The organism is Thiomicrorhabdus xiamenensis (assembly GCF_013282625.1).
Classification (GTDB): Bacteria; Pseudomonadota; Gammaproteobacteria; order Thiomicrospirales; family Thiomicrospiraceae; genus Thiomicrorhabdus; species Thiomicrorhabdus xiamenensis.
This window is the reverse complement of sequence record NZ_CP054020.1, coordinates 2,281,086-2,306,979: the sequence shown is the minus strand read 5'-3', so window position 1 is coordinate 2,306,979 and position 25,894 is coordinate 2,281,086. Positions and strand designations below refer to the sequence as shown.

General features: G+C 49.7%; 30 protein-coding genes. 27 read left to right on the top strand and 3 right to left on the bottom strand.

Annotated features, from left to right (window positions below; all coding sequences use genetic code 11):
- Window positions 1-11: 11 nt before the first annotated feature.
- From HQN79_RS10700 to HQN79_RS10655, 10 genes are all read left to right on the top strand, one after another.
- Complete coding sequence (locus tag HQN79_RS10700; RefSeq protein WP_173286371.1) at window positions 12-353, top strand: ribulose bisphosphate carboxylase small subunit; 342 nt, start codon at window positions 12-14, stop codon at window positions 351-353.
- Between the two features lie 66 nt (window positions 354-419).
- A complete protein-coding gene (csoS2, locus tag HQN79_RS10695) occupies window positions 420-2,483 on the top strand; it encodes an alpha-carboxysome scaffolding protein CsoS2 (RefSeq protein ID WP_173286369.1) in 2,064 nt (687 codons plus the stop codon).
- 189 nt (window positions 2,484-2,672) lie between these two features.
- Window positions 2,673-4,094 carry a carboxysome shell carbonic anhydrase gene (locus HQN79_RS10690; protein ID WP_238843368.1) on the top strand — a complete coding sequence of 474 codons (1,422 nt, stop codon included), beginning with the start codon at window positions 2,673-2,675 and terminating at the stop codon, window positions 4,092-4,094.
- A gap of 11 nt (window positions 4,095-4,105) precedes the next feature.
- Window positions 4,106-4,381, top strand: a complete 276-nt coding sequence (locus HQN79_RS10685; RefSeq protein ID WP_243755236.1) for an alpha-carboxysome shell vertex protein CsoS4 — start codon at window positions 4,106-4,108, stop codon at window positions 4,379-4,381.
- Window positions 4,362-4,616 (top strand): carboxysome peptide B, encoded by a 255-nt coding sequence (locus HQN79_RS10680; protein ID WP_173286366.1) that lies wholly within the window; start codon window positions 4,362-4,364, stop codon window positions 4,614-4,616. The genes HQN79_RS10685 and HQN79_RS10680 overlap by 20 nt, the downstream gene beginning before the upstream one ends.
- A gap of 35 nt (window positions 4,617-4,651) precedes the next feature.
- Complete coding sequence (locus HQN79_RS10675; RefSeq protein ID WP_173286364.1) at window positions 4,652-4,942, top strand: alpha-carboxysome major shell protein CsoS1; 291 nt, start codon at window positions 4,652-4,654, stop codon at window positions 4,940-4,942.
- A gap of 85 nt (window positions 4,943-5,027) precedes the next feature.
- A complete protein-coding gene (locus tag HQN79_RS10670; RefSeq protein WP_173286364.1) occupies window positions 5,028-5,318 on the top strand; it encodes an alpha-carboxysome major shell protein CsoS1 in 291 nt (96 codons plus the stop codon).
- A gap of 76 nt (window positions 5,319-5,394) precedes the next feature.
- The gene (locus HQN79_RS10665; protein ID WP_275284715.1) at window positions 5,395-5,703 is read left to right on the top strand and encodes an alpha-carboxysome major shell protein CsoS1; all 309 of its coding nucleotides are present in this window, start codon (window positions 5,395-5,397) and stop codon (window positions 5,701-5,703) included.
- A 73-nt stretch (window positions 5,704-5,776) separates the two neighbouring features.
- The gene (locus HQN79_RS10660) at window positions 5,777-6,325 is read left to right on the top strand and encodes a ferritin-like domain-containing protein (RefSeq protein WP_173286360.1); all 549 of its coding nucleotides are present in this window, start codon (window positions 5,777-5,779) and stop codon (window positions 6,323-6,325) included.
- Window positions 6,322-6,600 carry a 4a-hydroxytetrahydrobiopterin dehydratase gene (locus HQN79_RS10655; RefSeq protein WP_173286358.1) on the top strand — a complete coding sequence of 93 codons (279 nt, stop codon included), beginning with the start codon at window positions 6,322-6,324 and terminating at the stop codon, window positions 6,598-6,600. Before HQN79_RS10660 ends, HQN79_RS10655 begins: the two co-directional genes overlap by 4 nt.
- Before the next feature lie 161 nt (window positions 6,601-6,761).
- Here HQN79_RS10655 and HQN79_RS10650 read toward each other — a convergent pair whose 3' ends face one another.
- Window positions 6,762-7,187: a hypothetical protein gene (locus HQN79_RS10650; RefSeq protein WP_173286356.1), complete on the bottom strand. Its 426-nt coding sequence runs from the start codon at window positions 7,185-7,187 to the stop codon at window positions 6,762-6,764.
- A 43-nt stretch (window positions 7,188-7,230) separates the two neighbouring features.
- On the opposite strand from HQN79_RS10650, the gene HQN79_RS10645 reads away from it, so the two are divergent.
- The 6 genes from HQN79_RS10645 (at window position 7,231) to HQN79_RS10620 (ending at window position 14,212) form a co-directional block, all read left to right on the top strand.
- On the top strand, window positions 7,231-7,638 hold the full coding sequence (locus HQN79_RS10645) for a hypothetical protein (protein ID WP_173286354.1): 408 nt from the start codon (window positions 7,231-7,233) through the stop codon (window positions 7,636-7,638).
- A 4-nt stretch (window positions 7,639-7,642) separates the two neighbouring features.
- Window positions 7,643-8,257, top strand: coding sequence for an RdgB/HAM1 family non-canonical purine NTP pyrophosphatase (gene rdgB / locus HQN79_RS10640; RefSeq protein ID WP_173286352.1), 615 nt, complete (start codon window positions 7,643-7,645; stop codon window positions 8,255-8,257).
- Window positions 8,254-8,880, top strand: a complete 627-nt coding sequence (locus HQN79_RS10635) for a BMC domain-containing protein (protein ID WP_173286350.1) — start codon at window positions 8,254-8,256, stop codon at window positions 8,878-8,880. The genes rdgB and HQN79_RS10635 overlap by 4 nt, the downstream gene beginning before the upstream one ends.
- 12 nt (window positions 8,881-8,892) lie before the next feature.
- Window positions 8,893-9,861, top strand: coding sequence for a LysR family transcriptional regulator (locus HQN79_RS10630; protein ID WP_173286348.1), 969 nt, complete (start codon window positions 8,893-8,895; stop codon window positions 9,859-9,861).
- 338 nt (window positions 9,862-10,199) lie between these two features.
- The gene (locus tag HQN79_RS10625; RefSeq protein ID WP_173286346.1) at window positions 10,200-11,756 is read left to right on the top strand and encodes an NADH-quinone oxidoreductase subunit L; all 1,557 of its coding nucleotides are present in this window, start codon (window positions 10,200-10,202) and stop codon (window positions 11,754-11,756) included.
- Entirely contained in the window at window positions 11,756-14,212 is a 2,457-nt protein-coding gene (locus HQN79_RS10620) for a YbcC family protein (RefSeq protein WP_173286344.1), read from the top strand. The genes HQN79_RS10625 and HQN79_RS10620 overlap by 1 nt, the downstream gene beginning before the upstream one ends.
- 239 nt (window positions 14,213-14,451) lie before the next feature.
- Here the strand turns inward: HQN79_RS10620 and HQN79_RS10615 are convergent, their stop codons facing one another.
- Window positions 14,452-15,006 carry an SgcJ/EcaC family oxidoreductase gene (locus tag HQN79_RS10615; RefSeq protein WP_173286342.1) on the bottom strand — a complete coding sequence of 185 codons (555 nt, stop codon included), beginning with the start codon at window positions 15,004-15,006 and terminating at the stop codon, window positions 14,452-14,454.
- A gap of 52 nt (window positions 15,007-15,058) precedes the next feature.
- Window positions 15,059-16,363: a SulP family inorganic anion transporter gene (locus HQN79_RS10610; protein WP_173286340.1), complete on the bottom strand. Its 1,305-nt coding sequence runs from the start codon at window positions 16,361-16,363 to the stop codon at window positions 15,059-15,061.
- A gap of 493 nt (window positions 16,364-16,856) precedes the next feature.
- On the opposite strand from HQN79_RS10610, the gene HQN79_RS10605 reads away from it, so the two are divergent.
- The 11 genes from HQN79_RS10605 to HQN79_RS10555 all read left to right on the top strand — a co-directional run bounded on the left by HQN79_RS10605 (window position 16,857) and on the right by HQN79_RS10555 (window position 25,823).
- Window positions 16,857-17,159, top strand: coding sequence for a hypothetical protein (locus HQN79_RS10605; protein WP_173286337.1), 303 nt, complete (start codon window positions 16,857-16,859; stop codon window positions 17,157-17,159).
- 60 nt (window positions 17,160-17,219) lie between these two features.
- Window positions 17,220-17,852, top strand: a complete 633-nt coding sequence (gene parA / locus HQN79_RS10600; RefSeq protein WP_173286335.1) for a ParA family partition ATPase — start codon at window positions 17,220-17,222, stop codon at window positions 17,850-17,852.
- The gene (locus HQN79_RS10595; protein ID WP_173286333.1) at window positions 17,849-18,082 is read left to right on the top strand and encodes a hypothetical protein; all 234 of its coding nucleotides are present in this window, start codon (window positions 17,849-17,851) and stop codon (window positions 18,080-18,082) included. Before parA ends, HQN79_RS10595 begins: the two co-directional genes overlap by 4 nt.
- 199 nt (window positions 18,083-18,281) lie before the next feature.
- Entirely contained in the window at window positions 18,282-19,082 is an 801-nt protein-coding gene (trpC, locus tag HQN79_RS10590; protein WP_173286331.1) for an indole-3-glycerol phosphate synthase TrpC, read from the top strand.
- Between the two features lie 250 nt (window positions 19,083-19,332).
- Window positions 19,333-20,208, top strand: a complete 876-nt coding sequence (locus HQN79_RS10585) for a tetratricopeptide repeat protein (RefSeq protein ID WP_173286329.1) — start codon at window positions 19,333-19,335, stop codon at window positions 20,206-20,208.
- A 176-nt stretch (window positions 20,209-20,384) separates the two neighbouring features.
- A complete protein-coding gene (locus HQN79_RS10580) occupies window positions 20,385-21,257 on the top strand; it encodes an HDOD domain-containing protein (protein ID WP_173286327.1) in 873 nt (290 codons plus the stop codon).
- Between the two features lie 363 nt (window positions 21,258-21,620).
- Window positions 21,621-22,121, top strand: coding sequence for an adenosylmethionine decarboxylase (gene speD, locus HQN79_RS10575; RefSeq protein ID WP_173286324.1), 501 nt, complete (start codon window positions 21,621-21,623; stop codon window positions 22,119-22,121).
- A gap of 21 nt (window positions 22,122-22,142) precedes the next feature.
- Window positions 22,143-22,994, top strand: coding sequence for a polyamine aminopropyltransferase (gene speE, locus HQN79_RS10570; RefSeq protein WP_173286322.1), 852 nt, complete (start codon window positions 22,143-22,145; stop codon window positions 22,992-22,994).
- A 118-nt stretch (window positions 22,995-23,112) separates the two neighbouring features.
- Complete coding sequence (locus HQN79_RS10565; RefSeq protein ID WP_173286319.1) at window positions 23,113-24,312, top strand: type III PLP-dependent enzyme; 1,200 nt, start codon at window positions 23,113-23,115, stop codon at window positions 24,310-24,312.
- A 27-nt stretch (window positions 24,313-24,339) separates the two neighbouring features.
- Entirely contained in the window at window positions 24,340-24,759 is a 420-nt protein-coding gene (locus HQN79_RS10560) for an OsmC family protein (RefSeq protein WP_173286317.1), read from the top strand.
- A gap of 71 nt (window positions 24,760-24,830) precedes the next feature.
- Window positions 24,831-25,823 carry a zinc transporter ZntB gene (locus HQN79_RS10555; RefSeq protein ID WP_238843366.1) on the top strand — a complete coding sequence of 331 codons (993 nt, stop codon included), beginning with the start codon at window positions 24,831-24,833 and terminating at the stop codon, window positions 25,821-25,823.
- The last annotated feature ends 71 nt before the right edge of the window (window positions 25,824-25,894 follow it).

The window sequence follows — 25,894 nt, the reverse complement described above, 5'->3', positions numbered from 1 at the left end:
AGGAGATAGAGATGTCAATCCAAACTGATGATTACCGTACTAAATCGACGCTAGAAACTTTCGGTTTCCTGCCTGAGTTCACGGCTGATGAAATCTACGACCAGATCGTATACATCATCAACCAAGGTTGGAACTGTTCAATCGAGCACGAAGATCCAGCAAACACTTCAGCGCATTACTGGGGTATGTGGAAGCTTCCAATGTTCGGTGAGCGTGACCCGAATGCCGTACTTGCTGAAATCGACCAGTGTCGTTCAGCTTACCCAAATCACGTTATCCGTCTGATCGGTTACGACAACTACACTCAGTGCCAAGGGCATAACTTCGTAGTTTACCGTCCTCGCGGAATGTAATTTGCGGCTTTAGCCATAAATTAACGAGTGATTTAAGAGTCAGAAAGACGAATAGGAGGCTTTAGCATGAGTACAAGTAATGCTCAAAGCGGTCGAGCTGCAGCGATTGCACGTCGTAAAGCTCAGGTACAAGGAAAAGGTTCGCAAGCGGCAGATGCTCCGGCAGTACCGCGCCGTCGACAGCGTCCTGAGCCTGTAGTTGAGACGGCAGTCGAGCCGGTTGCCACAACTTCTACTTCATCTGAACCGTCTCGTCGTCCTCGTCGTGGAGTAAATCCGGTTGCCGCTGCTGACACAGCATCGGCGGCTGGCCGCAACGCGGCTAAGGCACGCAGACAGCAACAGAAGAATGGGAAGAGTGCAACTTCAGCAAATACGACTCAACCTCAAAGAACAAGAGCACAACGTAAACCCGTTGAGCCGATTGTAGAAGCCAAGCAAGAGAGAACTGAAACGGTTGCACCGGCGCCTCGCGCAGAGCGTGCCAACAGTGGCCGAGCGCAAGTGAAGCCGCAAACGAATCAAGTTCAATCCGGCGGACGTCTGCAGTCAAAAGCGTATCGTCAGGCACAGGCTAAAGGCAAAGCTGCGCAAGATGCATTCAAGTCGAAGGGTGGCAGCCAATCGGGTGCCAAAGCCAAGCTGGCTAACCCGGACGCATCCGCTCGCGACATTGCCAAGCAAGTACGTGCAGAAAGATGTTCACGTGGTAAGACTTGTTCGACTGGTACGTCCCGTCCAACGCGTCAGCAACGCAACAGTCAAACGGCGGCGCCCTCTAAAGTAGAGGAGTCGCAGACCCTGAGTGGTCAGACTGTTTCAGGCACGATGGTCGGTCAGGGTGAAAAAAAGATGACAGGTGCTGAAACCGGTGCATGTCAATTGGTCAGCGGAACCGAATATTTAGGTTCTGAAGAGTTTGCCAAAAACTGCCAGACTCAGCCAAGCGCCCAGCCAGCAAAAGTAACGCAAACGCAAACCACTCGCGGCCAGGTAGTAAGCGGTTCAACCAAGGTTGGACGCGGCGAAAGCATGACCGGTAACGAAGTGGGGACTTGTTCGGCGATTACAGGTACGGAGTATCTGCCAGCTGATCAAAGCCAGATGTATTGCGGTGGCGAGCCTGCAAAAGCTAAGAAGACCGGATTTTCGGTCATGTCACAGCCGGCGCAGAGCAAAGCAAACAAGATTACCAGCGGCGGCGAAAACCGCAGCTCGCAATCGACCACAATTAAACCAAAGACCCCGGCGCAAGCACCGCAAAAAGTGATGCCTTCGCAGACGTCTCTCGGTAACACCACAACAGGTACCCAGGTAGGGCGACTTGAAGCGGTAACCGGAAGCGAAAAAGGGGCTTGCAAATCCGTAACCGGAACCGGCTATCAAGGGAAGGAAGAAGCTGAGGCGTGTAACGTCGAAATGCCGAAACCAGCCATTAAAGTGACAGCCTCTGCGACGACTCGTGGACAGTCAATTACCGGTGAACGTAGCGGTGGCTCGATTGGAATGACTGGCGCGGAAGCAGGTGACTGCCAAGCGGTAACTGGCACGCCCTATACAGGTGCCGAACAGTCGCAACTGTGTTCAGTTGATCAACAAAATGAGATGAAAGTGCGTCAGCGTCAAGGCGCTAACAAAGCTGTCTCAGGTGTTCAACCTGGATTACAGGGGCTGACTGGAGCACAAAAAGGGGCTTGCCAGCTGGTATCCGGTACGAACTATCAGGGTCCTGAGCAAACGGCCATGGTATGTGACTCCAACAATGCGGCGATTCCAGGTGAATCGGATTTTCCGCAGATGATGGGCGCAGCACAGGCTCCAGTTCAGGCTCAGCCAATGGCTCCGGCTATGGCACAAGCTGCACCTATGCCGACTGTTGAAGAAGCAGTCGAACAAGGCGCAAAAATTACCGGCGACGGTTGGGATCGCGGAAGCAAAGTCACTGGTACCGAAGGTCCATGGGCTGCGCAACGCAACTCATCAGTTCGCGGTCAAAGAGGGCAGTCTCCTATGGGAGCCAGCCAGTTCCGACCACAGAACAGTGAGGTTCCTATGAGCCCGATTACAGGCTCTTCAGGTAATACCGATACGGGGGCGAAAGTAACTTTATCAGGTGGTGCCAGAGCTTAACTTTAATACTAAAAAATGGGTGTTGTGATGAATCGAAATAAAAAGAGTCATCGTCAAAGGTCATTGTTTTGGAGGCCGATTACGCCCCCTAAGCGTTCCCAGCCGGAGATGCCAATCGCTCATGGCGTTTCCGGGGAGAGCTTAGGCAGTAGGAGGCAAACCAATACAAGAGAGTCTCTCTCAGCGCTGATGACAGGCGCCCATGCTTTAGTTGATGAGAGACAAAACCAGCTGCTTCGGCAGTATGAAGTGGAAATTAAAGCGCGGTTCGATGAAATCGAAACGACCTTGAAAGACATTTTATTACAACGTGGACAGAACGGTTTTATCGGTTGGGCAAACCAACAGCTGTATGCAAAGTTGGGTGTGACCTTAACAGATCAGGATTGGCAGGCGGGATTGAATATGCAATTTCAGACTGGCTTCCAGGAGCTGTATGCGAAAACCCTCTTTGCACAATTTTTAAGAATGTCGCAAGAGTTCTTTAACAACGATCCCCTCGCGGGACAACGGACACAAGAAGCTGAGCAGCTCTTTCGGGAAGCTGGGTTTCACGCAGTCGGCATTGCGCCATGTGCAGACGGACGTCTTGCCCATATCGTGAGCTACGTACTCAGACTGCCTTACGCCGCGGTGCGAAGAAAGGCCCATGCGGGTTCACTCTTCGATATCAGCGAAAGCGTTCGAAACTGGGTATTTATCGAACACACGCGTTTCAGAGACGGAAAGCCGAATTCGGCCGACGAACCGACGCGTTATTTGAAGATAGCGGTATATCACTTTTCCAAAGCGGACCCGACCCATCAGGGTTGTGCAGCCCATGGCAGTGATGACCAGAAAGCAGCGCAAGCCGCTTTACAGAAATTACAGGACTTCAGACAGGCGATTGAAAATCGCTTCGGTTGTGGTTCAACGGTACAGACCATCCTTTTAGGACTCAATACCGATGACGACAGCATGAAGGTGCATATTCCTGATGGCAATGGCGAGATCGATTTACAGCGTTATGTGGAAACCGATCAGCTCTATCAGGCAACCATGGACCTGTCTGAAGATGAAGCAAATGAACTTTTGCAAACAGCGATTAGCAGCTGTAACCAGCTAATGAGAGCTTCGGCTCCGCAGCCGGAAGTCATGAAATTGATTCGCTGGCTGATCAGCAACAATTTTTCGCAGATTGCCTATGTCAATCAATATGAAAACGGTTGCTACAGTGACTTGGGACATGCCGAACGATTTATCGGAATCGGTAATGGATTTGAAGAGGTACAGCTTCGTAATCTGACCTACTACAGCTTCCTCGACACGGTTGAAGAAGGGGTCAATGACGTAGATGTGGGGATCAAGATCTTTAAAGGTCTGAATATCAAACGCCTGCTACCGATTCCAATCATTATCCGTTGCGATTACGACGGACGGGTACCAGGCTCAAAAGACCGCGCGAAAGCGAAAGCTTTACGCATAGAGAAGGCTCTGCATAGCCGCTATCAGGAACTGGCCGCTTCAGGTTTATTGCAAACCATGGCGACGCTGCGAGATTTCACTGACAGTAAGCCGGCGGAGTTGGTGGCAAAAGAGATGGATTCTGCATTAAAACGTAGAACCGCTTAGAAAGGAGGTAAATGGTGAAAATTTATAAAGTCGATAAGACCCTCGTTTCAACTAACCGTATCGCCATGATGGAGCATAAGCCTCTTCTGGTGGTACGCGAAAAGGATGGCGGTACACCTCAGGTTGCAGTAGACCCGGTAGGGTGCAAACCGGGGGATTGGGTTCTTTGTTGTGGTAGTTCGGCAGCGCGTGATGCGACCGGGGTTAAAGGTTATCCAAGTGACCTGACCATCGTTGGAATTATCGACAAATGGGAAGGGCCTGAGGATGCAAATACTACAAGTTAGGCAACAGCTGGTTTTAACCAGCCGGTTAGACGATATGGGGCATCTGCCTATCAAAGTTCTAACCACCGCATCGGGTGAAGTCTTTGTGGCAATGGATCCGATCGGAACGAAAAACGGCGACTGGGTTTTTACCATCGCCAACTCTGCGGCACGAGATGCGGCAGGCGATAAGCGATATTTAACAGATTTAACGGTTGGGGGCATCATCGATGACTGGCAACCAGATCAAATGTAAGTTTTAAAAAAGTAGCAACTCAAAGGAGATTAGTTATGAGTGATTACGGTATTGCGCTAGGTATGATCGAAACGCGTGGTTTGGTTCCAGCGATTGAAGCGGCTGATGCGATGACTAAAGCAGCAGAAGTACGCCTGGTATCTCGCGAGTTCGTCGGTGGCGGTTACGTTACGGTTATGGTTCGCGGTGAGACTGGTGCGGTTAACGCGGCAGTACGTGCCGGTGCAGATGCTTGTGAACGTGTTGGTGACGGGCTGGTAGCAGCGCACATCATTGCACGCCCGCACAAAGAAGTTGAGCCGGTTCTAACAGTAGAAAGCAAATAATTTTTGAGTCGCTTCGGAGTTTCTCCGAAGTGATTAACCCAAACAATCTAATAAGTTATTAAACATCCCTTTAAGGAGAAAAGTTATGAGTGATTACGGTATTGCACTAGGAATGATCGAAACGCGTGGTTTGGTTCCAGCGATTGAAGCGGCTGATGCGATGACTAAAGCAGCAGAAGTACGTCTGGTATCTCGCGAGTTCGTCGGTGGCGGTTACGTTACGGTTATGGTTCGCGGTGAGACAGGTGCGGTAAACGCAGCGGTTCGTGCCGGTGCAGATGCTTGTGAGCGCGTTGGTGACGGTCTGGTAGCGGCGCACATCATTGCACGCCCGCACAAAGAAGTTGAGCCGGTTCTAACAGTAGAAAGCAAATAATTTTCAATCGCGCAAAGCTCAATAATGGGCTTTGGCGCGATTAACTCAAGTATTAAAGATTCCTTAAAGGAGAAACATTATGAGTGAATACGGTATTGCCCTAGGCATGATTGAAACACGCGGTCTGGTTCCAGCGATTGAAGCGGCCGATGCGATGACTAAAGCAGCAGAAGTACGCCTGGTATCTCGCGAATTCGTTGGTGGCGGTTACGTTACGGTTATGGTTCGTGGTGAAACAGGTGCGGTCAACGCAGCGGTTCGTGCCGGTGCAGATGCTTGTGAGCGCGTTGGTGACGGTCTGGTAGCAGCGCACATCATTGCACGTCCGCACAAAGAAGTTGAACCGGTTCTGACGATCGGTAACTCAGGCGCTGACCGCAGCTAATTCGCTGAGCTGAACGGACTCACCGGGCTAACCTTACAAAGTTAGCCCTCATTTAAGAAGTTAGGAGGGAAAGATGCATTATTCTTCTAGAATGCCGGGCAGTGTGATGCCGGGACTAGGCGCTCATCCTCAAGTACCACAGGCTCAGACGGTTTCTGCCAACAGTCAGATTCTAGGGTATCTGGGACGCGCTTTAAGTCTTGAATTCTCCGCCGGTCAGCACTATCTCGCACAGGCTTCGTTGGCAAAATTCCGTCAAGAAATCGCTTTTGCGGAAGGTTTTGTCACCTTGGCAAATGAAGAGTTCCAGCACGCCAATCTGATCACTGATCGAATGGTTGCGCAGGGAGCTTTACCGGCAGGAAGTGTTTTACGTCCTGCCGGTCCAGCGACCAATATCGCTGAAGCTTTAAGAAGTTGTGAGGAGCGCGAAGTTGCTCTGATTCAGCTTTACTCTGAAGCTTCGCAGTATTGCGCCAATTTTGGCGCTCATGAAGATCATGCACTTTTTAGCCGATTACTGGAAGAAGAGCATACACAGTTGATGAGAGTACAGTCTTGGTTGGAAGAGTACTTCCACAATATGACACAGGCTTATCAGCCAACTAGGAGCTTTGTATGAATGAACGATGGAAACTGAAACAGAAACCCGCGAGCATGGAAGCACGTTTTGAATTTGACAACTTTGAAAAACTGCGCAGTTTTTTGGATGAACTTGCAGAACAGGCGGATCAACTCGAACATCACCCGAATATCAGTTTCGGGAGAGAGCATGTCTCGGTGATTATCTACTCACAGGCCAATGAGCTTGACGATGTGGATTTTGCCCTGGCAAAAGGGATTGATGACGGTTTCCATCGTGTCACCGGTAGTCTTATCGAAGGAGCACAGGCATGAGCACTGAACAGAATTCAAAAACGCCTGCGACGCAAAGCACTGCGACCAAGGCGACCGCGAGTAAGACGACAACCGCAAGTCGTAAGTCAACGGCTCGCAAGCCAGCGAGCAAGTCGACTTCTGGCGCCGTTTCAGCTGCAAGCAGCAAATCTGAAACGGCATCACAGCATATTGCTGATCAGATCAAAATGATGCCCCGAAACAGAGTTTGGCCTGATTAAGCGATATACCCCCGCCCGTTTTGCGGGCGGATTAACCGGATGGTCTTTGTCTGGGAACGTCAAATAGGTTTTGACCTCTTTAACGGGTTTTTGGTTGACTGATCCAAGGTCTGCATTGCAGGCAACCTCCAAAAGCTTACCTCTAACTGATTTGACGATTCCGCTTGGGGTAGTGCCGGTTCTACCCCTTTTTCCTACCTCAAACAGCGCGCACGCTTCTTGATTGAAGAGGCATCCGTTTATTCCTGAATTTGTATTCATTGACTCGGGTCTATGCACTGGAGAGGAATCTTCAATTTTTATAATTGTAGATAATTCAATAGGATAGATTTCGCGAACTGAAGAGTCGCTACCTTGGTTAAACATAGACAACTGTTTATAGACGGTATTAGCGAAAGTAGGATTTGGTATGAAGTGGATAGAAGATAATTACGATGGGGAAATGTGGAGTTTTAATTCGAGTGTTGATCGAGCGACAGCTTCGTCAATGACTCAGGCGGATAATCTGCAGCCTTCCAGACCCGGAGATATGATTCAGATTCTTGCCAACCGTCTGATGGAGGGCAAGATCTCGGTAGCTTTGAAAAAACTCGGGTTGGGTTCCTTTACCGTTTGCGACGTGCACGGTGATCCGGGCCCGGAGTTCGAAGCGATCAAAAAGCAAGGCTCGGGCAGAAGCATTATGTTTATGCTCAAGGTGAATCAGAACGAACAACTGACGCTGAAACAGAAGATGAAACAGATTTCCGATGACGATTTTCCGGTGATGATGTTTTCAGCCAAAGAGCAGTTGGTGGTACCGAACGGACGCGGGTAGGAGAATGATTGTTTTAGCAACCGGCAATCCATACAAGGTCGCTGAAATTGAGCCGTTATTAAAACAGGCCGGTTTCAGAGTCAAACTTCAAACCGACTTTTTCAAGGATGAAGTTGAAGAAGACGGTTTGAGTTTTGTCGAAAACGCGCTTAAGAAAGCGCGTTTCGCCAGCCGTATGACCGGTCTCCCTGCTCTGGCGGATGATTCCGGACTCGAGGTTGACGCACTGGGCGGAAAGCCGGGGATTTATTCGGCACGCTATGCGGCCGGTGCCAACGACGCGAGCGGTAAAAGCAGCGACGAAGAGAATTTACAAAAAGTATTGGTGGATTTGGGTCAACGCCCTTATTCACAGCGCCAGGCACGCTATTGCTGTGTGGCGGTATATGTTGAACATGCCGAAGATCCGATGCCGGTTATCGGTATCGGACAGTGGCATGGCGAAATTTTAATGGAAAGAAGAACCGGTCAAGGGATCGGTTACGACGATATTATGTGGATCCCCAAATTAGTAAAAACGGTCTCCGAGATTCCGTTTGACGTGAAAAACAAGATAAGCCACCGTGCACAAGCCGTACTCTCCGTAATGGAGCAGTTGGGAAAGAGGACTGAGCAATGATTGAATTGAGAACCTATGTGTTTTTGGATTCTCTGCAGCCGCAGCTCGCCTCTTATATGGCGACGGCGTCAATGGGATTCCTGCCGATTCCGGGCGACTCCTGTCTGTGGGTTGAGGTCGCTCCCGGTATGGCGGTGCACCGTCTGTCGGACATAGCACTTAAGGCGTCGAACGTACGTCTGGCCCAGCAGATTGTTGAAAGGGCCTACGGATCGACGGTAATTCACCACCGTGATCAGAGCGACGTTCTCGAGAGCGGAAAGCACATGCTGAAGCATCTTAATACCCATGAGTATGACCGTCAGCAGTGTGTCGTCATGTGGAGCGAAGTGATCAGAGGGGTCACTGCAGACCATGCGACCCTGATCAACCGCGACAACCGCAAGGGCTCGATGATTCTGCCTGGGCAAAGTATGTTCATTATGGAGACTGAACCGGCCGGCTATATTATTTATGCGGCGAATGAGGCGGAAAAGGCGGCGAATGTGACGCTGGTTGAAGCACGCGCGGTCGGCGCTTACGGTCGACTGCTGATGTGCGGTAAGGAAGAAGATATTAATGAAGCGGCAAGAGCGGCGAATGATGCTTTGTCTAAATTAACGTGCCGTGGGCATGCGAAATAAAGGGTTTTTACTATGAATGATCACCTTCCTGTACAGAAAAACTTTTTAATCAGGCATGCGACTCTACGCCAGATTCAGGTGTTTGAATCGGTTGCACGTAATTTGAGCTTTACCCGTGCAGCCGAAGAGCTGCATCTGACTCAACCGACGGTTTCGGCACAGGTAAAAAGTCTGGCCGAAGCCATCGATATGCCTTTATACGAACTGATCGGGCGAAATATCTATCTGACCGAGGTCGGCGAACAGGTTGCCTGCAGTTGTCGCGAGGTCATAAACCATTTCTCCAACCTGGAGATCATGCTGGACGATTTTCGCGGTATGAAGCGAGGGCAGCTGCGCGTCGCGGTTATCTCGACGGCGAAGTACTTTATTCCGATCGCGCTGGGCAAATTCTGTAAGAAATATCCCGATATCGATCTTGATCTGACGATCTGTAATCGTGAAACCCTGCATAAGCGTATCGATCACAATATGGATGATCTGTATATTCTCGGGCAGATTCCAAATAACAGTCAGGATCTGGAAGTTTTGCCGTTTGCGCCGAATCCATTGGTCATTATTGCGAACCGCAATAACCCGCTGGTCGGTAAGAGGGTCAGCCTGAAACGTCTGGCGAAGGAGCCGTTCATTATGCGTGAAGAGGGCTCCGGGATTCGTCGGGCGATTGAGAAAGTGTTCGCGGAAAAAGAGCTGGCAGTGAATGAACGACTGACGCTGAATACCAATGAGGCGATCAAACATTGCGTAGTCGGCGAGTTGGGCGTTGCCTGCGTTTCGCGACATGCACTTTATCTCGAGGATCGTGAAGGTCCGGTTGTCGAACTGGACGTTGAAGGCTTTCCGATTCAGAAGCAGTGGAATATCGTTTATCCGTCCGGAAAGGAGCTTTCGCTGCTGGCATCGGAATTCCTCGAATTTCTTCAAGAAGAGGGCCGTAACTATATTCAACTCGAGCAGGAAGCCATGAGTCGGGTTTTGTAATCCGGCGCTGCGTACAAACGGTCAAAATCCATCCTTTTGGGTACCGGTCCAGACGGCGGATCGCGTACCTTTTTTTAAATTATCCGACGGCGAAGGAGCATTCCTGTAAAAGGTACCGCTCTGCTCGGAGAACACCTCCTGTCTGCCTCTTTTAGGTGCTCAAACCCGCGCCAGCCAATCATTTGATAGAGTCTATGGGTTGCATTCGATTTCCCAATTTTTCATCAATAACGACTTCTTTTAATATTGAAATCAAACTTATGTCCGGCCGATTTGCGGTTCGGAAATTCAAATGACATTTGTGTCATATAACCAATTTCAACTGAAAGGAGTTCGCTATGAGCATGCAGTGGATTGGCACCTTAATGCCATGGTTTATCCCGTTAAGTTTATTTGTGGCGGCGATCACCAATGAGCGAAGAGCTAGCTGGGGTCTGGCCAGAGGGGTTACCCTTGTCGGTTTTATGCTGGCGGTGTTTCTGGGAATCGCCATCTCGTTTGACTGGGTCTCGCTGAGCGACGATCGCCGCTGGACCGTAGCGTCCGATGCAAGTCTGATTGTGCTCGGTCTGGTGACGTTTATCGGTTTCATCAATATCGGTTATTCGCGCAGCTACATGTCCGGGAATTCCGAAGACGAGAAGCGCTATCTGCGCTGGCTTCTGGTGACCTTGGGCAGTGTGGCGATCGTTATTACCACCAACCATATGCTGGTTCTGGCGTTCGGCTGGCTGGCGATCACCTTGAGTCTGCATCGACTGCTGATCTTTTATCCGAACCGTCAGAGAGCGGTGCTGGCCGCTTATAAGAAGTATATCTTCGCGCGCATTGCCGAGGCGTGTTTGCTCGGCGCGGTATTGATTTTGTACTACGAGCACGATACCTGGTTTATCAGCGAGATTTACAGCAATGTACAGGCTGCGGATGTTTTGAGTAACTGGGATAAATTTGCTGCGCTCCTGTTGGCTTTAGCCGCTTTGATTAAATGTGCGCAATTGCCTTTGCACGGCTGGTTGATTCAGGTCGTCGAAGCGCCGACCCCGGTTTCCGCACTGTTACATGCCGGGATTATTAACCTTGGCGGTTACCTGCTGATTGTCTTTGCGCCGCTGATTGTTATGTCCGATGTTGCCCAGTGGATGCTGTTGATTGTCGGTGGCATCACTACGGTACTGGCTGCATTGGTCATGATGACGCGCGCGTCGGTCAAGGTGCGTCTGGCCTGGTCAACCATGTCGCAGATGGGTTTGATGATGGTTGAGTGTGCTCTGGGCTTATTTGAATTGGCGTTGCTGCACTTGATTGCGCACTCTTGCTACAAGGCCTATGCCTTCCTGAACTCCGGTTCCGAGGTGGAAGCGAGCATGAAACGTCGTTTGGCGCAGTCGGAAACACCAAAGGCAAAAGACTGGACGATCGCCGGACTGATTTCAATCGGCTTGGTTGCTGGTTTGGCTGTCGCGATGCAGGTTCCGGAGCCTTATAGCCCGTGGTTACTGTTTGCCATTGCTCTGACGCTGCTGGTCGCTGAGCGTCGCGGTCGCAGCTGGACGGCCGGTTTGCCGGAAATTATCGGTTTGGCGGCATTCCTGTTGATTGTTTATAGCATTCAGAAATCGAGCTTGAGTTTCTTTGTCGAAAATCTGCCGACCAGTGTCGGCTGGGCCGGGGATCTATGGATCGCTTTCCTGTTGATGCTGTTTATGGCGGGGTACATTCTGTTGCGCTACTACCAGCATTTGCCGTGGATGGCGAAAGTTCGCCGCGCATTTTACGCCGGTTTTTATCTTGATGAGTTGGTGACGCGTTTGAATTTGCGTATTTACCCGACTCGTTTACCGGTGCGTTTTAAGCCCAAAAAGTTACAGGTTCCTAAAGAGGAGTTATATCACTAATGACAGCGATGAATAAATCGCCGACCTCTTATGGGGAGGCGCAAGCCCGCCCGCTGATTCCGGATTTATCAGCAGGACAGAGGGAAAAGCTTAAATCTGCGTGTAGCAAAGTTGCACCGACTTGGCCGCTGGACGAGTTGGTTGCGGTTAATCCTTGGTGGGAGATGCGAGAGCAGCACTTTACTGAGGTTTCCGCTAAATTGACGGCCTTGAGTCAGGCGCAGTGCTTAATGCCGAAATCCTACTTCCAGGAAGTTTGGATGGAGATGGTTTCTCCGCAGCATCTAAAGCAGGCGATAGAAGAGTCCGGTGCAGACTATACGATTGAAAACCTCGAACGCTTTCTGATTGAGGACGACGAGCATACGCATTGGCACAATATCAGTGACTTTGTTGATAGTGGTCGTGATCGTAAATACAAGATGGCGTGGCGTGACGAGATTACCCATCAGATCAGCCAGTTCTGCGCCGACTTTTTCCGTTATCGCGAGCACACGGCGTCCTATGCCGAAACTTATCAGGGGCTGTACAGCGAATGGCTGGCGACGACCCGTCAGGATAAAGGGATTGAGATTCTGATGGCCGAAGACGGTCTGACCGAGCAGTTTATGAGTCTGCCGGACACGGCCGAAGAGCTTCTTGCCGAAGCGCTGACGGTGTTGCGTGTGACCGACGAAAGTCTGGAGGATTACGCGCACGCTTTGCTGCTGGATATTAACGGTTGGGCATCCTGGGTTGCCTATCTGCGTTGGCAGGATCGTCTCGACGGAGTGGAAAACAATCTGATGCTCGATCTGTTGGCGATCCGTATCGCTTGGGAACGCGTACTTTGGCGTCACCAGAAATTTCACGATCGTTCCGTATTTAATGAACTGAAAGTGATGTGGCGTCATCAGATGAATATTCTCCCGGAATTGATTGAGACACATAAAGCGGCGCAGGCAAAAGGCTGGATCTGGCAGAGAGCGGCGGAAATCGCGTATCAGTCGGCATTACGTCAACAGTTGGAGCAGGCGGATCAGCAGAACGCTCAAAAACAGCAAACCCAGCCGAAACTACAGGCGGCTTTCTGTATCGATGTGCGTTCCGAGGTGATTCGTCGTGCTCTGGAAGCGCAGGATCCTCGCATCGAAACGATCGGTTTCGCCGGTTTCTTCGGTCTGCCGATCGCTTATCAGCCGGTGGGAACCGAAGCGCTGCGTTCGCAGCTACCAGCATTGTTGAAGCCGCAATTGCAGGTTAAGGCGATCTTGTCGCAAGAGACCGACCAAGGCACTAAAAAATCGCTTAATAAAAAAGCGCGCTGGATTGAGTGGGGGAATGCGCCACCGGCAACTTTCAGTATGGTTGAAGCGACCGGACTGCTGTATGCCTTTAAGATGCTGCGTAACAGCTTTTTTCCGCATGAGCATGAACACCCGATTAACCATCTACCGACGGCGGATGCTTATGAATTGTCATCCGACAACTCGCCTTTGAGTCTGGATGATAAGATCAGTCTGGCAGCCGGTATTTTGCATGGTCTGGGGCTGGATCAGAATCTGGCGGAAACCGTTATGCTGGTCGGGCACGGCAGTAGCAGCTGTAATAATCCGCATGCGGCCAGTTATGACTGTGGTGCCTGCGGTGGACAGACCGGTGAAATCAATGTACGGGTTTTGAGCTTCCTGTTGAATGATCCGGAGTTGCGTGCCGGACTCAAAGCAAAAGGCATAGCGATCCCCGAGAATACGCGTTTTGTGGCGGCCATGCATAACACCACCACCGATGCCTTTACCTTCTACGGCCCTGATGAACTGGACGAGGAAATGAAAGGCTGGTTTGCCCGTGCTTCGGAACTGTCGATGCAAGAACGTGCTATGAATCTGGGGTTAGACCATCTGCAAGGGGAAGCGGTGTATGAATCGATTCGCCGCCGAGCTAAAGACTGGTCGCAGGTGCGCCCGGAATGGGGTCTGTCCGGCAACGCTTCCTTTATCGTTGCGCCGCGTAAGCGCAGCCGCGGGCAAAACTTCCAGGGGCGGGCATTCCTGCACGATTATGACTGGCAGAAGGATGCGGATGTCTCCTTGCTGACCCAGATCATGACCGCGCCGATGGTCGTGACCAACTGGATCAACCTGCAGTATTATGCCTCCGTGTGCGATAACTATGTGTACGGCAGCGGTAACAAGGTGTTGCACAATGTCGTTGACGGTTCGATCGGCGTCTTTGAAGGTAATGGGGGGGATCTGCGCATCGGTTTGCCGCTGCAGTCGCTGCACAACGGTAATAACTGGATGCACGAACCTCTGCGTCTGAGCGTCTATATCGACGCGCCGCGCGATTTTATCGCACAAGTCGTCGGCGAACACGAAGTGGTGCGTCAGTTGATTGATAACGAATGGCTATACTGCTTCCGCTGGGATCGAGACGGCACTATCGAACGTTATCTCAATCAGAGCTGGCATAACTAAAAAACCATTAAAAGCGATTCAATCCGCTTTTGATCCGTAAGCCGAGAATTGACCTCCTTTTGGAGGTCTTTTTTTGTCCGCAGAAATTACAGGAACAAACACGGCTACAGAGACACTATTTCACTGTTTGAGGTGAGAGTGAAAATGAGTTGGGGGTGTAAAGATAGAGGGTTAAAAGGGCGTCAGATGCCCGAGGGTAGGAAGTTGGAAGGCCTCTGACGCGATTCGTTTTGCGGAGATTATTTCTCCGGCATCATGGATGAGTGATGATGGCTGATTTTCCAGAGGCCGTCGCGGAATTCATACACAAAGGTGTAGCGCGCCGGAACTGTACTCTGCTCGCCGTTCTTAGTCACTTTGAATTCGTAGACACCGGCATCGGTCAGCTTGTTGCAGCCCTGTTTCAGATTCCGTGAAACAATCGTGCCGAACGGTTTCGATTGCAGAAAGTGCTGGAAGTAATCTGCGATTTCGGCGTGATTGACTCGCGGCACATTCGAGACGGTCGGCAGAAGAATGGCGTCTTCCCAATAGAGCTGCGCCACGGTTTGCGGGTTGCCGCTTTGCAGGGCGTTATTCCAGTTATCAAACAGTTCCTGCGCCAGTTTTTCCGAAGAGGGTGCGCAAGAGCAAGACTCATTGGCGATTGGGGTGTCGATCGGGGCGCGCAGATCTCTCTGGGTCACGCGGCGATCCTTTTGCGAATGGGTGCGTTGAAAGCCGCTGACGCTGACATTTCGGCCAGTATCCCATTCGATGCCGACGGTTCCGCTGATTGGGTAACGATTGCTCATACAGATAGTTCCTTGTTCATTATTCAATCGCCTGATCCAGGCGGTTATTCATTCAGTTAAGTTCTTGCTCGTCTTTTTTAAATTTCTTGAAGTAGCGACGGATAATGCGTCCATTCGGCTCGCAGTTGACTCTTTTAAAGATCACGTAATAGATAATTGCGTGCACCGCGAGGGTAATAATCAACCCTTCAAAGATACCGACTTTGAAGACCAAAATAGCGCACAGAGTGGCGAGCAGCATTGCATAAGGGCCGTGGTGGGCGATATGCAGAATGCCCAGCGCCATTTTGATGCCGACAAACGACATGATGATGGCGAGCGCGAAATATGGCAGGTTATGCAGATACTCCTGATTAAAAAGTAGAAAGCTGATCAGCACACCGATGACCAGAACCGACAGTTTGGTATAGGCTCCGGCCAGCCGGTTAGTGGACGATTTTGCCAGGCCGTCTAGATTGGTCATGCCGCCAAAGAAGGAGGAGCCCATATTGGCCACCCAGATAGAGAGCAAAGAGTTGTTCGAGTTACATGGTCGCTTCAGCGGATCGATTTTTTCAATCGCCGCATTGCTCATAACCTGTTCGATGACATCGACTACGGCCAGCATCAGCGCAAAGAAAATGGCATACAGCCACATCCATGCGCTGTCAAATGACGGCACAGGGAAGCCGATATTGAAGTCGATATCTTCGATGTGCAGCATCTTCACTTCAATGAAAAGCGCGGAAACAATGCCGAAAAGAATCAGTGAGAAATACGGCAGCGCCGGTTTGGAGTCCTTAAAGTGCTGAAACAGTCCGAAGAAAATTATCGCGCCTATCACGGACAGCGCAACGACGTTAATCCGTTCTTCGGTCCAGAAAACGTCTGCCGATGCTGCAACCGGCAGCATCCACAGGAACGGCAGGAATTTCAAAGCGATCTTTAAACCGATTCCCGCCAGTAAACCTTCCACCAGATAGCCCGGAACGGCCATCAGCAGATAGCGCTGCCAGTTGAATTTCCAGATGATGGCCTGAAAGGCGGCGGTCAGGAAAACAATGAAAGCCATGTTCTCTATGCCGAAAGTGGCGACCCCCATCGCGAGGATTGGCGCCAGACCTGCGGCGATACCAGGGGCGCCGATGAAGTTGCCCGGACGGAACCAGGCGAACAGGAAGCCGATAAACGAAGCGAAAGCGACAGTCGCCAGACCGACCTGGATCGGGTAGTCGGACATCAATGCGATCCCTATCGACAGCGGAATCGCCATAGTGGCGGTAATGACGCCTGCCTGAATATCTCTTAATGCATACTCTTTTCTAAAAGCCGCGGAGCCGGAATCAGATACCGAAGTTTTTATCGTTTCGTTTGCCATGATTACTTGTGTGCCTTAGTCGTTTATTCAGCCATCGGTAATGACTTTACGGAAAAGTCGCCGCCAGGAAGGACAACGGTTCTATATTCGATTTGCCGGAGCCGTTGTAAATTTCAAATTTTCGGCGAGGCCCGCTGCGGTTTTGTTCGTTCAAATGTAGAGGTTGTTCAGCGAAGTTATCTTAGAGAGAGGGCGCTGAGATTAATAATTGATGATCCCACTGCAACCTATAGACATTATCAATAGGTTTCTGTTGCCGCGGTTTTTCCGCGATTTAGCGCCCTTTTGAGGGGTTTGGGAGCTAAATGCATAGATTGGGGTCTTTGGTAGTGATTTGTATTATCGATAGTTTCAATCTATAGCGTTGCTAGAATCTGCTGAAAGAAGTGTGCAAATAAGGCAACATCGTTGGGAAGGGTGAAGCCGATTTCGCGTATTTGCATTTTCCGTTATTTTCGATAACCAATGTGAGAACACATTACTGGAAGGAATTGTGATTCAAACTTACGAGCAACTGCATCAGTTAATTGCGACACAACTGCAAAATTACATGGCGCAAGAAGATACTTCGGCGACGTTTTCCTTTGAAAGCGAAGAAAACGGTTCCTGCACGGTCAGTAACAAAAGCAACGGGATTAAGTTCAAGTTTATGCTGGCGAAGTTCGGCGACGAGTACAAAGTGGGCTTTGCCATGTTTGAAGGTTATCAGCCTCAACCGGTATGGATCGACGATATTCTGAGTTCGAATTTTGATGAGAATTTTGTGGATACCTTGATCAACGAGCACTTGGTTTAAGTCAAATCCTTCGGAGCTCCCGCTACAGCGTGCTCTGAAAATAAATTATCTGGAAGGACTATGGCGGCACGTATTTTTTCGATTGCGAATCAAAAAGGCGGTACAGGTAAAACCACCCTGAGTATGAATCTGGCAGCGGGTTTGGCCCAGCAGGGACGGGCTCTGTTGATTGATGCCGATCCTCAGGGGTCTGCTTCTCTGTGGAGCGGCCTTTCCTCGGACAGCAAGCCGTTTCCGGTTTCGGTGATTTCGGTGGGCGGACATTTAAAGCGTGAAGTCGAACGTTTTGCCAAGGATTACGATTTCATTGTGATCGACTGCCCTCCGACGCTGGAGACCGGGGTGATGCAGGCGGCTATGGATATTTCCGAAGCGGCACTGATTCCGGTTCTACCTTCTCCAGTGGATTTATGGGCCAGCCTCCGCATTGTCGAGGTGCTCGAGCAGGCACGAATTCGTAATCGTGCACTCAAACCCTATATTGTTGTGAACCAATTGGAACCCCGCAGTGCCTTATCGAAAGCGATGCAACAGGCGTTGGAGGAGTTCGACATTCCGGCTTTAGAGAACGGTCTTCGCCGCCGCGCCGTTTATCGAAATTCCGCAATGGAAGGCTTAAGCGTCTATTGCATCGGAAAACGCGGCCAGACGGCGGTTGAAGAGATTGAAGGAATTATTCAGGAGGTATTATGACCACAGAAAAAAGTACAAGCACACGTTCAGCGAAGACAGCGCCGGCGAAGAATCAGGCACAGGCAAAGACAAGCGCTTCCAAATTGGCCAGCAGTGTCCGGCGGGCTAAAACCACCCAAGCTGCGAAAACGCTAGAGGATAAAGTGCCGCAAGAAACCCCTGTAGAATCTTCGGCACCTCAGGAAGAGCACATTCAGCCGATGCCTTCGAGTCGCGTCTGGCCGGATTGAGTCGATTTTATCACTAGAGGTTTTCAACCTAAGCCGCGTTTGCCAGGATGCGGTTTTTTTGTGCCAATCAATTTCATAAACAAGGCGTTCGGCCACTTCTTCAAGTGCATGAATTCACGGTTTAAAAACAGTGCACCTCGGTGTCTCAAGTGGGCAAATCTGATAAACTAGCGCGCAAATAGAGAAATAGGGTTGAAAGATGAGTACGCCAACGATTTTGAAAAAAATTATTTTCCGTAAGATGGAAGAGATCCAGGAAGGCTGCGATAAGATTCCGTTGCGCGAGATGAAGCAAAAAGCGCTGATGATGACTACGAGCCCGACCAAAGGTTTTGCCGATGCTTTGCAGGCCAAACTGGATGAAGGGAAGTCGGCGGTGATCGCGGAAATCAAAAAAGCGTCGCCATCCAAAGGCGTATTGCGCGACCCGTTTGATCCGGTCGAAATTGCCAAAAGCTATGCAGCAAACGGCGCGGCCTGTCTGTCGGTACTGACCGACCGCGATTTCTTTCAGGGCTCCAACGAGTATTTGCAGCAGGTTCGTGCTGCGGTCGATCTGCCAATTATCCGCAAAGATTTCATTATCGATGATTATCAGGTGTATGAAGCACGTGTAATCGGAGCCGATTGTATTCTGTTGATTGCAGCGGCGATCGGCGATGCGCAGATGTATGAGCTGACCGAGACGGCGTTGCAGCTGGGGCTTGATGTTTTGATCGAAGTGCATAACGAAGAAGAGCTGGATCGCGCTTTGCGTCTGCCTTTGCCGATGATCGGCATTAATAATCGGGATCTGCATTCCTTTGATGTCAGTCTGCAAACGACTTTGAATATGCTCGATAAAATTCCGGATGACCGTATTGTGGTCACCGAGTCCGGTATTCATTCTCCGGAAGATGTCGCTTTAATGCGCGAGCATCATGTCAATACTTTCCTGGTCGGAGAAGCTTTTATGCGCGCCGAAAATCCGGGCGAGAAGCTGGCCGAACTTTTCAAATAAGTTCCCTTTCCTGTGTGCGCCGCTCTCTCTTTGGCGGTGCATCTGCGCAAGATTTTTCAGTATTTCCCTGTAACGAAATGCCCTGTCGTACTTAAATCGCTTTTTTTATCTCCTGTATTTTGCCGTTAAACTGACTTGAATCAATTCAGACAGTAACTTTATACGCCAATCAGTCTGTCAAGATATTACAGCCATAAATGACTCATTATAATGACATTACACAGTGTAAATGATGCAATAAGTAGAGGTAATGGTGATGTATAAAAAGGTGACTGGGGTTGTTTTTGCTGGACTGATTTTAGGGACTTTAAGCGGTTGTTCTGCGTTGGACTGTAAATGCGTGGAGTGGGATTATAAACAACAGATAAGATGGGTATGTAATTCCGAAGGAAATATGTGCCACTCAGAATATGATGATGTTATGGTTTGTGTTCGTAAAGAGTGCCCGGAAGAAGAATCTTCAAAAGCAAAAAAAGTTTCCCCTACGCCAAAAAGCTCTTCATCTCAAACTTCCACACAGTCTGCTGCACCCATGCAGGGTAAAAGTGATTTCGACAAAGGGGTTGAAGCCTATGAACGAAAAGATTATTCGGAAGCGGTGCGTCTGTTCAAAAAATCAGCCGAGCAAGGGGATGCTTCATCTTCCTACAACCTAGGAGTGATGTACCGTAACGCCGAAGGGATCCCACAGGATTTACAAGAGTCTGCATACTGGTATCAGAAGGCGGCAGAGTTAGGTCATGTAAAAGCGCAATATCGTTTAGGCATGCTGTATAAAAATGGAGAAGGTATTGCTAAAGACTCTGCGCAATCTGCAGTTTGGTTGCAGAAAGCGGCAGAAAAAGGGCATGCAGAAGCGCAGAGCGCACTGGCTCAGTACTACTATTATGGCTGGGGTGTTGAGTCGAGTGATAAGAAATATGGTTACTGGACGGAAAAGGCCGCCAATCAGGGAATTGCGTCAGCACAGCATGATTTAGGTCTCTGCTATGAATACGGACAATGCGGGGTACAGCAGGATATTACAAAAGCACGATACTGGTATCAAAAATCCTATGATAATCCTAATGGTAACGAAAGTATTAAGGGGGCTTCTAGGGAGAGGTTAAACGCTTTGCCGAAGTAGTTTCGTGTGTCGGTTGAGATGGATTTCATGCCATAAAAGGAATGGGAAAAGCCAAAAATCTAGTTGATTTCGTTTGTTTTGGATAAAAAGATATTGTTTACTAATAATTACATTTAATGAGTGACTGTAAATAATTCCTTATAATGAATGGGCTTTTTATCGAGGAGCAAAGTGTATTGAACCCATCTCTGCAGGACAAAATTCAGGTTGCCAAAGCGATTCTGGCGCAGCAATCGCTGCCGTCGGTTCCTCAGAAGGTGTTGCTTCTCAAAGAAGAATTCGATAAACCGTATCCCAACAGTGTTACGATCGCCAATCTGATCAGCCGAAATCCCGAATACCTCTCCAGCTTTCTGCAAATTGCCAATGCCTGCGTTGCCGAAGAAAAGGGCGTAATTCAGGATGCCAAGGCGGCGGTGAATCTGATCGGTCTGGACGATGTTTTTAACCTGTTTGTCTCCACGCTTTTTGCCCGCTTGTTGAGTTCGTCAGCGGAAGAAGAGAAGATTCTTAATGAGTGTATGAAGATCGGTATCGTTGCCGCCGAGCTATCTTACTGGGTGTACGGCGTATCCCGTTCGGAGGCCTATATGCTCGGTTTGTTGCAGAATACCGGATACATTTTCATGCGCCGTCACGATCCTGACGGTTATGATGGAATGATTAACCGCCTCCGTATCAATCCCATTTCCCAGTTTCTCAAGGAAGATAAGCGATATCACACGAATCATGCGGTTTTCAGCAGTCTTCTGGGCAGTAAATGGAATCTGCCGAATAAGGTCGTCAAGTCGGTGCTGTTTCATCATGATCAGGACTTTGAGCGCAAGCTGTCAGCCAGCAAAGAAGTTTGCGATCTGGCTGCTTTGGGCGTGGTATCAAGTTATCTGGTCAGCGGTAGCGATAATGCGCAATACATTACCCAGGAGCTTAAGGATTACGGCTATGTGGGCAAGCAGTATCTGAAACTTCCTGATACGGCAATTGCCTCGGCCTGCGCCGCCTTGAAAAAATGGGGTAATTCGGCCACCTTTGTGACCGCAAGCCATTGAAAACCGTCTCTTTTGACGGATTTTTCCAATAATGGAATTTCTAAGTTAAATCAACCGGTTGATGCGTTTTTTCGACGCTTTTTATTTCCCCTCAGAAAAAGAAAAAATCTGCTTGCATATTTTCCAAAAAGAAGAATAATACCCACTTCCTTTTTCACACAGAAACCTTCGTGTGACTCCCTCCGAGTTGAAGGCAACAGAAAGAAAAATGGTTAACACCTCACGTAATGCTTTTGCAATATAAATACGCGAAGCGGCGTGGCTGGGGTTTGGCAAACTAGCCTTTGTTTGTCGGACTAATAATTAATCATTCATCCGTTACTTTCCTTTTCTAACGGGTGTTTTTATAAAGGTACTCCTAGAATGCCGCATTCAGAAAATATTCTGGTCACCAGTAATGACCATTTTGAAGTCGTTGAAAAAACTACGATTATCGACGATACCTGGCCAACCCACGATCAAGCGGTTGAAGATCAGACATTGGATCACTTCATCTGCCGTGACGGTAAAGTCTTTGCCGGAACGCATCTGATTATCGACCTTTGGGGCGCAAGCAACCTGGATAATCTTGAAGTGATGGAAAGTGCACTGCGTGAAGCGGTGGAAAAAGCCAAAGCGACTCTGTTGCATATTCACCTGCACCACTTTACGCCGAACGGCGGAATTTCCGGTGTCGCGGTGCTTGCTGAATCGCACATTTCGGTTCACTCATGGCCGGAGCGCAACTATGCGGCTTTCGACGTCTTCATGTGCGGCGATTCTGAGCCGGAAAAAGCGATTGAAGTGTTGCAGGCGGCATTTACGCCGAGCGACGTTAAAGTCGATACCATTCTGCGCGGCGAAGTCGAGAACGCGAAACAGTAAGGCAAGCAAAAGGACAGTCTAATGAGTCAGCAAACTTATCTGGAAACACTTTATCCGACCTGGGGACAGAGCTTTGTGATGAATGAAGTTCTGTTTGAAGTTAATACCGGTCACCAACACCTGATTATTTTCAAAAATGAGCAGTGGGGCACGGTGATGGCGTTGGATGGCGTGATCCAGACAACCGAAAAAGACGAGTTTGTTTACCATGAGATGATGGTGCATGTGCCGATGATGGCGCACGGCAATGCCAAGAAGGTACTGATTATCGGTGGCGGCGACGGCGGAATTCTGCGTGAAGTGCTTAAACACGAAAATGTGGATTCGGTTACTCAGGTGGAAATCGATCAGCAGGTTATCGATATGTGCGTGAAATATCTGCCGAACCACTCGGCGGGCGCTTACGATAACCCGAAAGCCAATATTGTTATTGCCGACGGCGTCGATTTCGTCAACGAGTGTACGGAAAAATTCGATGTGATTATTTCCGATTCGACCGATCCTATGGGGCCGGGCGAAGTTCTGTTCACTTCGCGTTTCTATCAGGGGATCAAAAACTGTCTGAACGACGGCGGTGTCTTTGTCGCCCAGAACGGCGTAAGTTTTATGCAGACTGACGAAGTGTCAACCACACATAAACGTCTGTCTCCATTGTTTGCGCAAGCGAGTTTTTATTCCGGTGCTGTACCGACCTATGTCGGAGGTATTATGACCTTTGCGTGGGCAACCGATAACTTAGCGCTCAAAGAGGTTTCTCTGGAAACTCTGCAGCAGCGTTTTAAGCAGTCCGGAATCAAAACGCGCTTCTATACTCCTGAAGTGCATAAGGGCGCATTCGCACTGCCTCAATATGTGCTGGATGCCATTGCTTAAGCTGCTAATTTATACAGAGATTGCAGTTAATTTTGAGCCACAGTAACACTAAACCGCCTTTCAATCGGCGGTTTTGAGCCAATGGGTTCTCTCGTTTTTGAGGTTTAAATAGAGTCGAATGGACACTCAAGATATTATTCAGCACTTTGCTGAACAAACCCACCCTGATGAACTGGAACAGTTTGACCGCGCCAGCCTGCAAGAGTTGGTCGCCAAGCATGAAACACCGTTTATGGTGCTGGACTTGGAGGAAGTCGATTATCAGTTCAAATCACTGCAAGCGGCTCTGCCGAACACCAAGCTGTTTTACGCTCTAAAGTCGCTTTCGCATCCGGAGCTGATCAAGCGTCTGAAGAAACTGGGTTCTTATTTTGATCTGGCGACCATTGGTGAAGTGGAGCTGGTCGAATCCCTGGGGATTACCGGCGATCAGTGTATTCATACCCACCCGATTAAAAAAGACAAAGAGATCAAACGCGCTTTGGAGTTCGGCTGTACCCGTTTTGTGGTCGATAACTTCGCCGAGATGCAGAAGTTCTATCCATATGCCGGACAAGTCGAACTGATTATTCGTGTCAGTTTCCGCAGTCCGCAGGCGGTGGTTGATCTGTCGCGTAAATTCGGCTGTACGCTGGAAGAACTGCCTCGTCTGGTGGATGATGCGGCGGCTCACGGTATCAGTGTCGTTGGTCTGTCTTTCCACGTCGGTTCGCAGTCGATGTCGCCGATGACACATGTCAATGCGGTTCGTTCCAGTGTCGCAGCGATGAAAGTGATGAGTCATGTGGACTGGAAATTCCTGGATATCGGCGGCGGCTTTCCGATTGTCTATCAGGAGTCGGTGTCTCCGATTGCAGATTTCTGTGTGCCGATTAACGAAGCATTGGCTGAACTCCCACAAGGCGTTGACGTGTTTGCCGAACCGGGACGTTTTATCTCCGGCCCGGCAATGATCGAAGTGGTCTCTGTGGTCGGTAAAGCAAAACGCGGCGCGCGTATGTGGTATTACCTGGATGACGGAGTTTACGGTGGTTTCAGTGGTCAGATGTTTGACCATGCCGCTTATCCGATCGCTCCGTTAAAGCCGTTTGACCCGACCGGTGAGTTCTTCCCGAGCGTACTGGCGGGCCCGACCTGCGACTCGATCGATGTGGTTGCCGAAGATATCGAGCTGCCTGAGCTGGAGGTTGGCGATATTCTGATCGGTAAGCAGATGGGGGCCTACACTATTGCATCGGCTACCGAGTTCAACTACTATCCTAAGCCGAAAGTGGTCGTGGTCGAAGATATTTTCGACCCGGAAAGCGAAGCACTCTAAGCGCGATAAGAATAACGAGGAGCGACAATGACGACGATTGTAAAATGGCAAGGTTCTGGTATGGCATTTGATGCAACGGCCAGTACCGGGCACACGGTACGTATGGATGCGGCGCCGGAAGTCGGTGGTGAAAACACCGGCCCGCGCCCGATGGAGATGGTTCTGATGGGGCTTGGCGGCTGCACTGGCATTGATGTGGTGATGATGCTGCAGAAGATGAGTCAGGATATCAAGGACGTACAGATCGAAATCGAGTCGGAACGCTCCTCGGAAATTCCTAAAGTGTTCACTAAAATTCATGTGCACTTTAAAGTTTACGGTAGCGAATTGAACGATAAAAAAGTTAAACGAGCTGTCGATCTTTCGGCGGAAAAATACTGCTCGGTTTCCAAAATGCTGGAAGCAACGGTGGAAATGTCGCACGACTTCGAAATTATCGAAGTCTGATTCTCGCCGTTAAAAAGCGTTTTCAAATAAACCCCGGTCATGCAGAATAGAGGCATTGCCGGGGTTTTTTTATGCATATTTACCAGGGGGTGTACATGCAGGACGGTTTAATTCACGCTTTATTGCTGGATGGGCAAGGTGGTGCCAAAAAACTGGAATGGCAGCAGTTACAGAGCTGGAAACCGGGAGATGGCGAATTATGGATTCACCTGGATTACAGTGTGTTCTCTGTTAAAGAGTGGTTGTTTCACGGATCGAATCTGGATATTTCAGTTGCCGAAACTCTGTTGAGCAGCGAATCCAGACCGCGTTTCAGTCAATTCGATAACGGTACCCTGATGGCATGGCGAGGCGTAAATATGAACCCCAACGCCGATCCGGAAGATATGATCGCTCTGCGTCTATGGTATGAGGAAGGGCGCTTAATCACCACCTTACGTCGTGATCTGGCTTCCGTGGAAGAGGTTTCTCAGGCGTTGATGAAGAATAAAGGGCCGACGACTCTGGCGGAACTGATGGTGGATCTTGCCGGCCGCATGGTCTGGAAAATCGGTGAAGTGGTCGATGAGTTCGAAGAACATATGGCAAACCTCGAAGATCAGGTTATCGAACACAGTAGTGCGCGCCTGCGTTCGGAGCTCAGCAGCTTGCGCCGCCAGGTGATTGCGATGCGCCGTTATCTGGCACCGCAGAAAGAGGCATTACTGCGCTTCTCTCTGGAAAAACTGCCGTGGATGACGGCTTCGGAACGTGTGGAGTTACGCGAAGTAGTTGATCGTATCACCTTAACCCTGGAAGACCTCGAAGCTCTACGGGAAAGAGCCGTCGTCGGTCAGGAAGAGCTGCAGAACCGGCTCAGTGAACAACTCAATAACCGGATGTATCTGCTGTCGATTATTACGGCGGTTTTTCTGCCGCTGGGATTTTTAACCGGGCTTCTGGGAATCAATGTCGGTGGTATCCCCGGAGCGGATAATCCGCAGGCATTCCGTTATTTCATCTGGCTTGTGGTTGTTTTGATTGCCATCCAGCTGGTTATTTTCAAATGGCGAAAATGGTTTTAGCTTGAATGTGTGCTGGATCAGGGGCGCGTTTATGCTATAGAGTGGTTTTTTCTATCACCTTGATTTTTTTA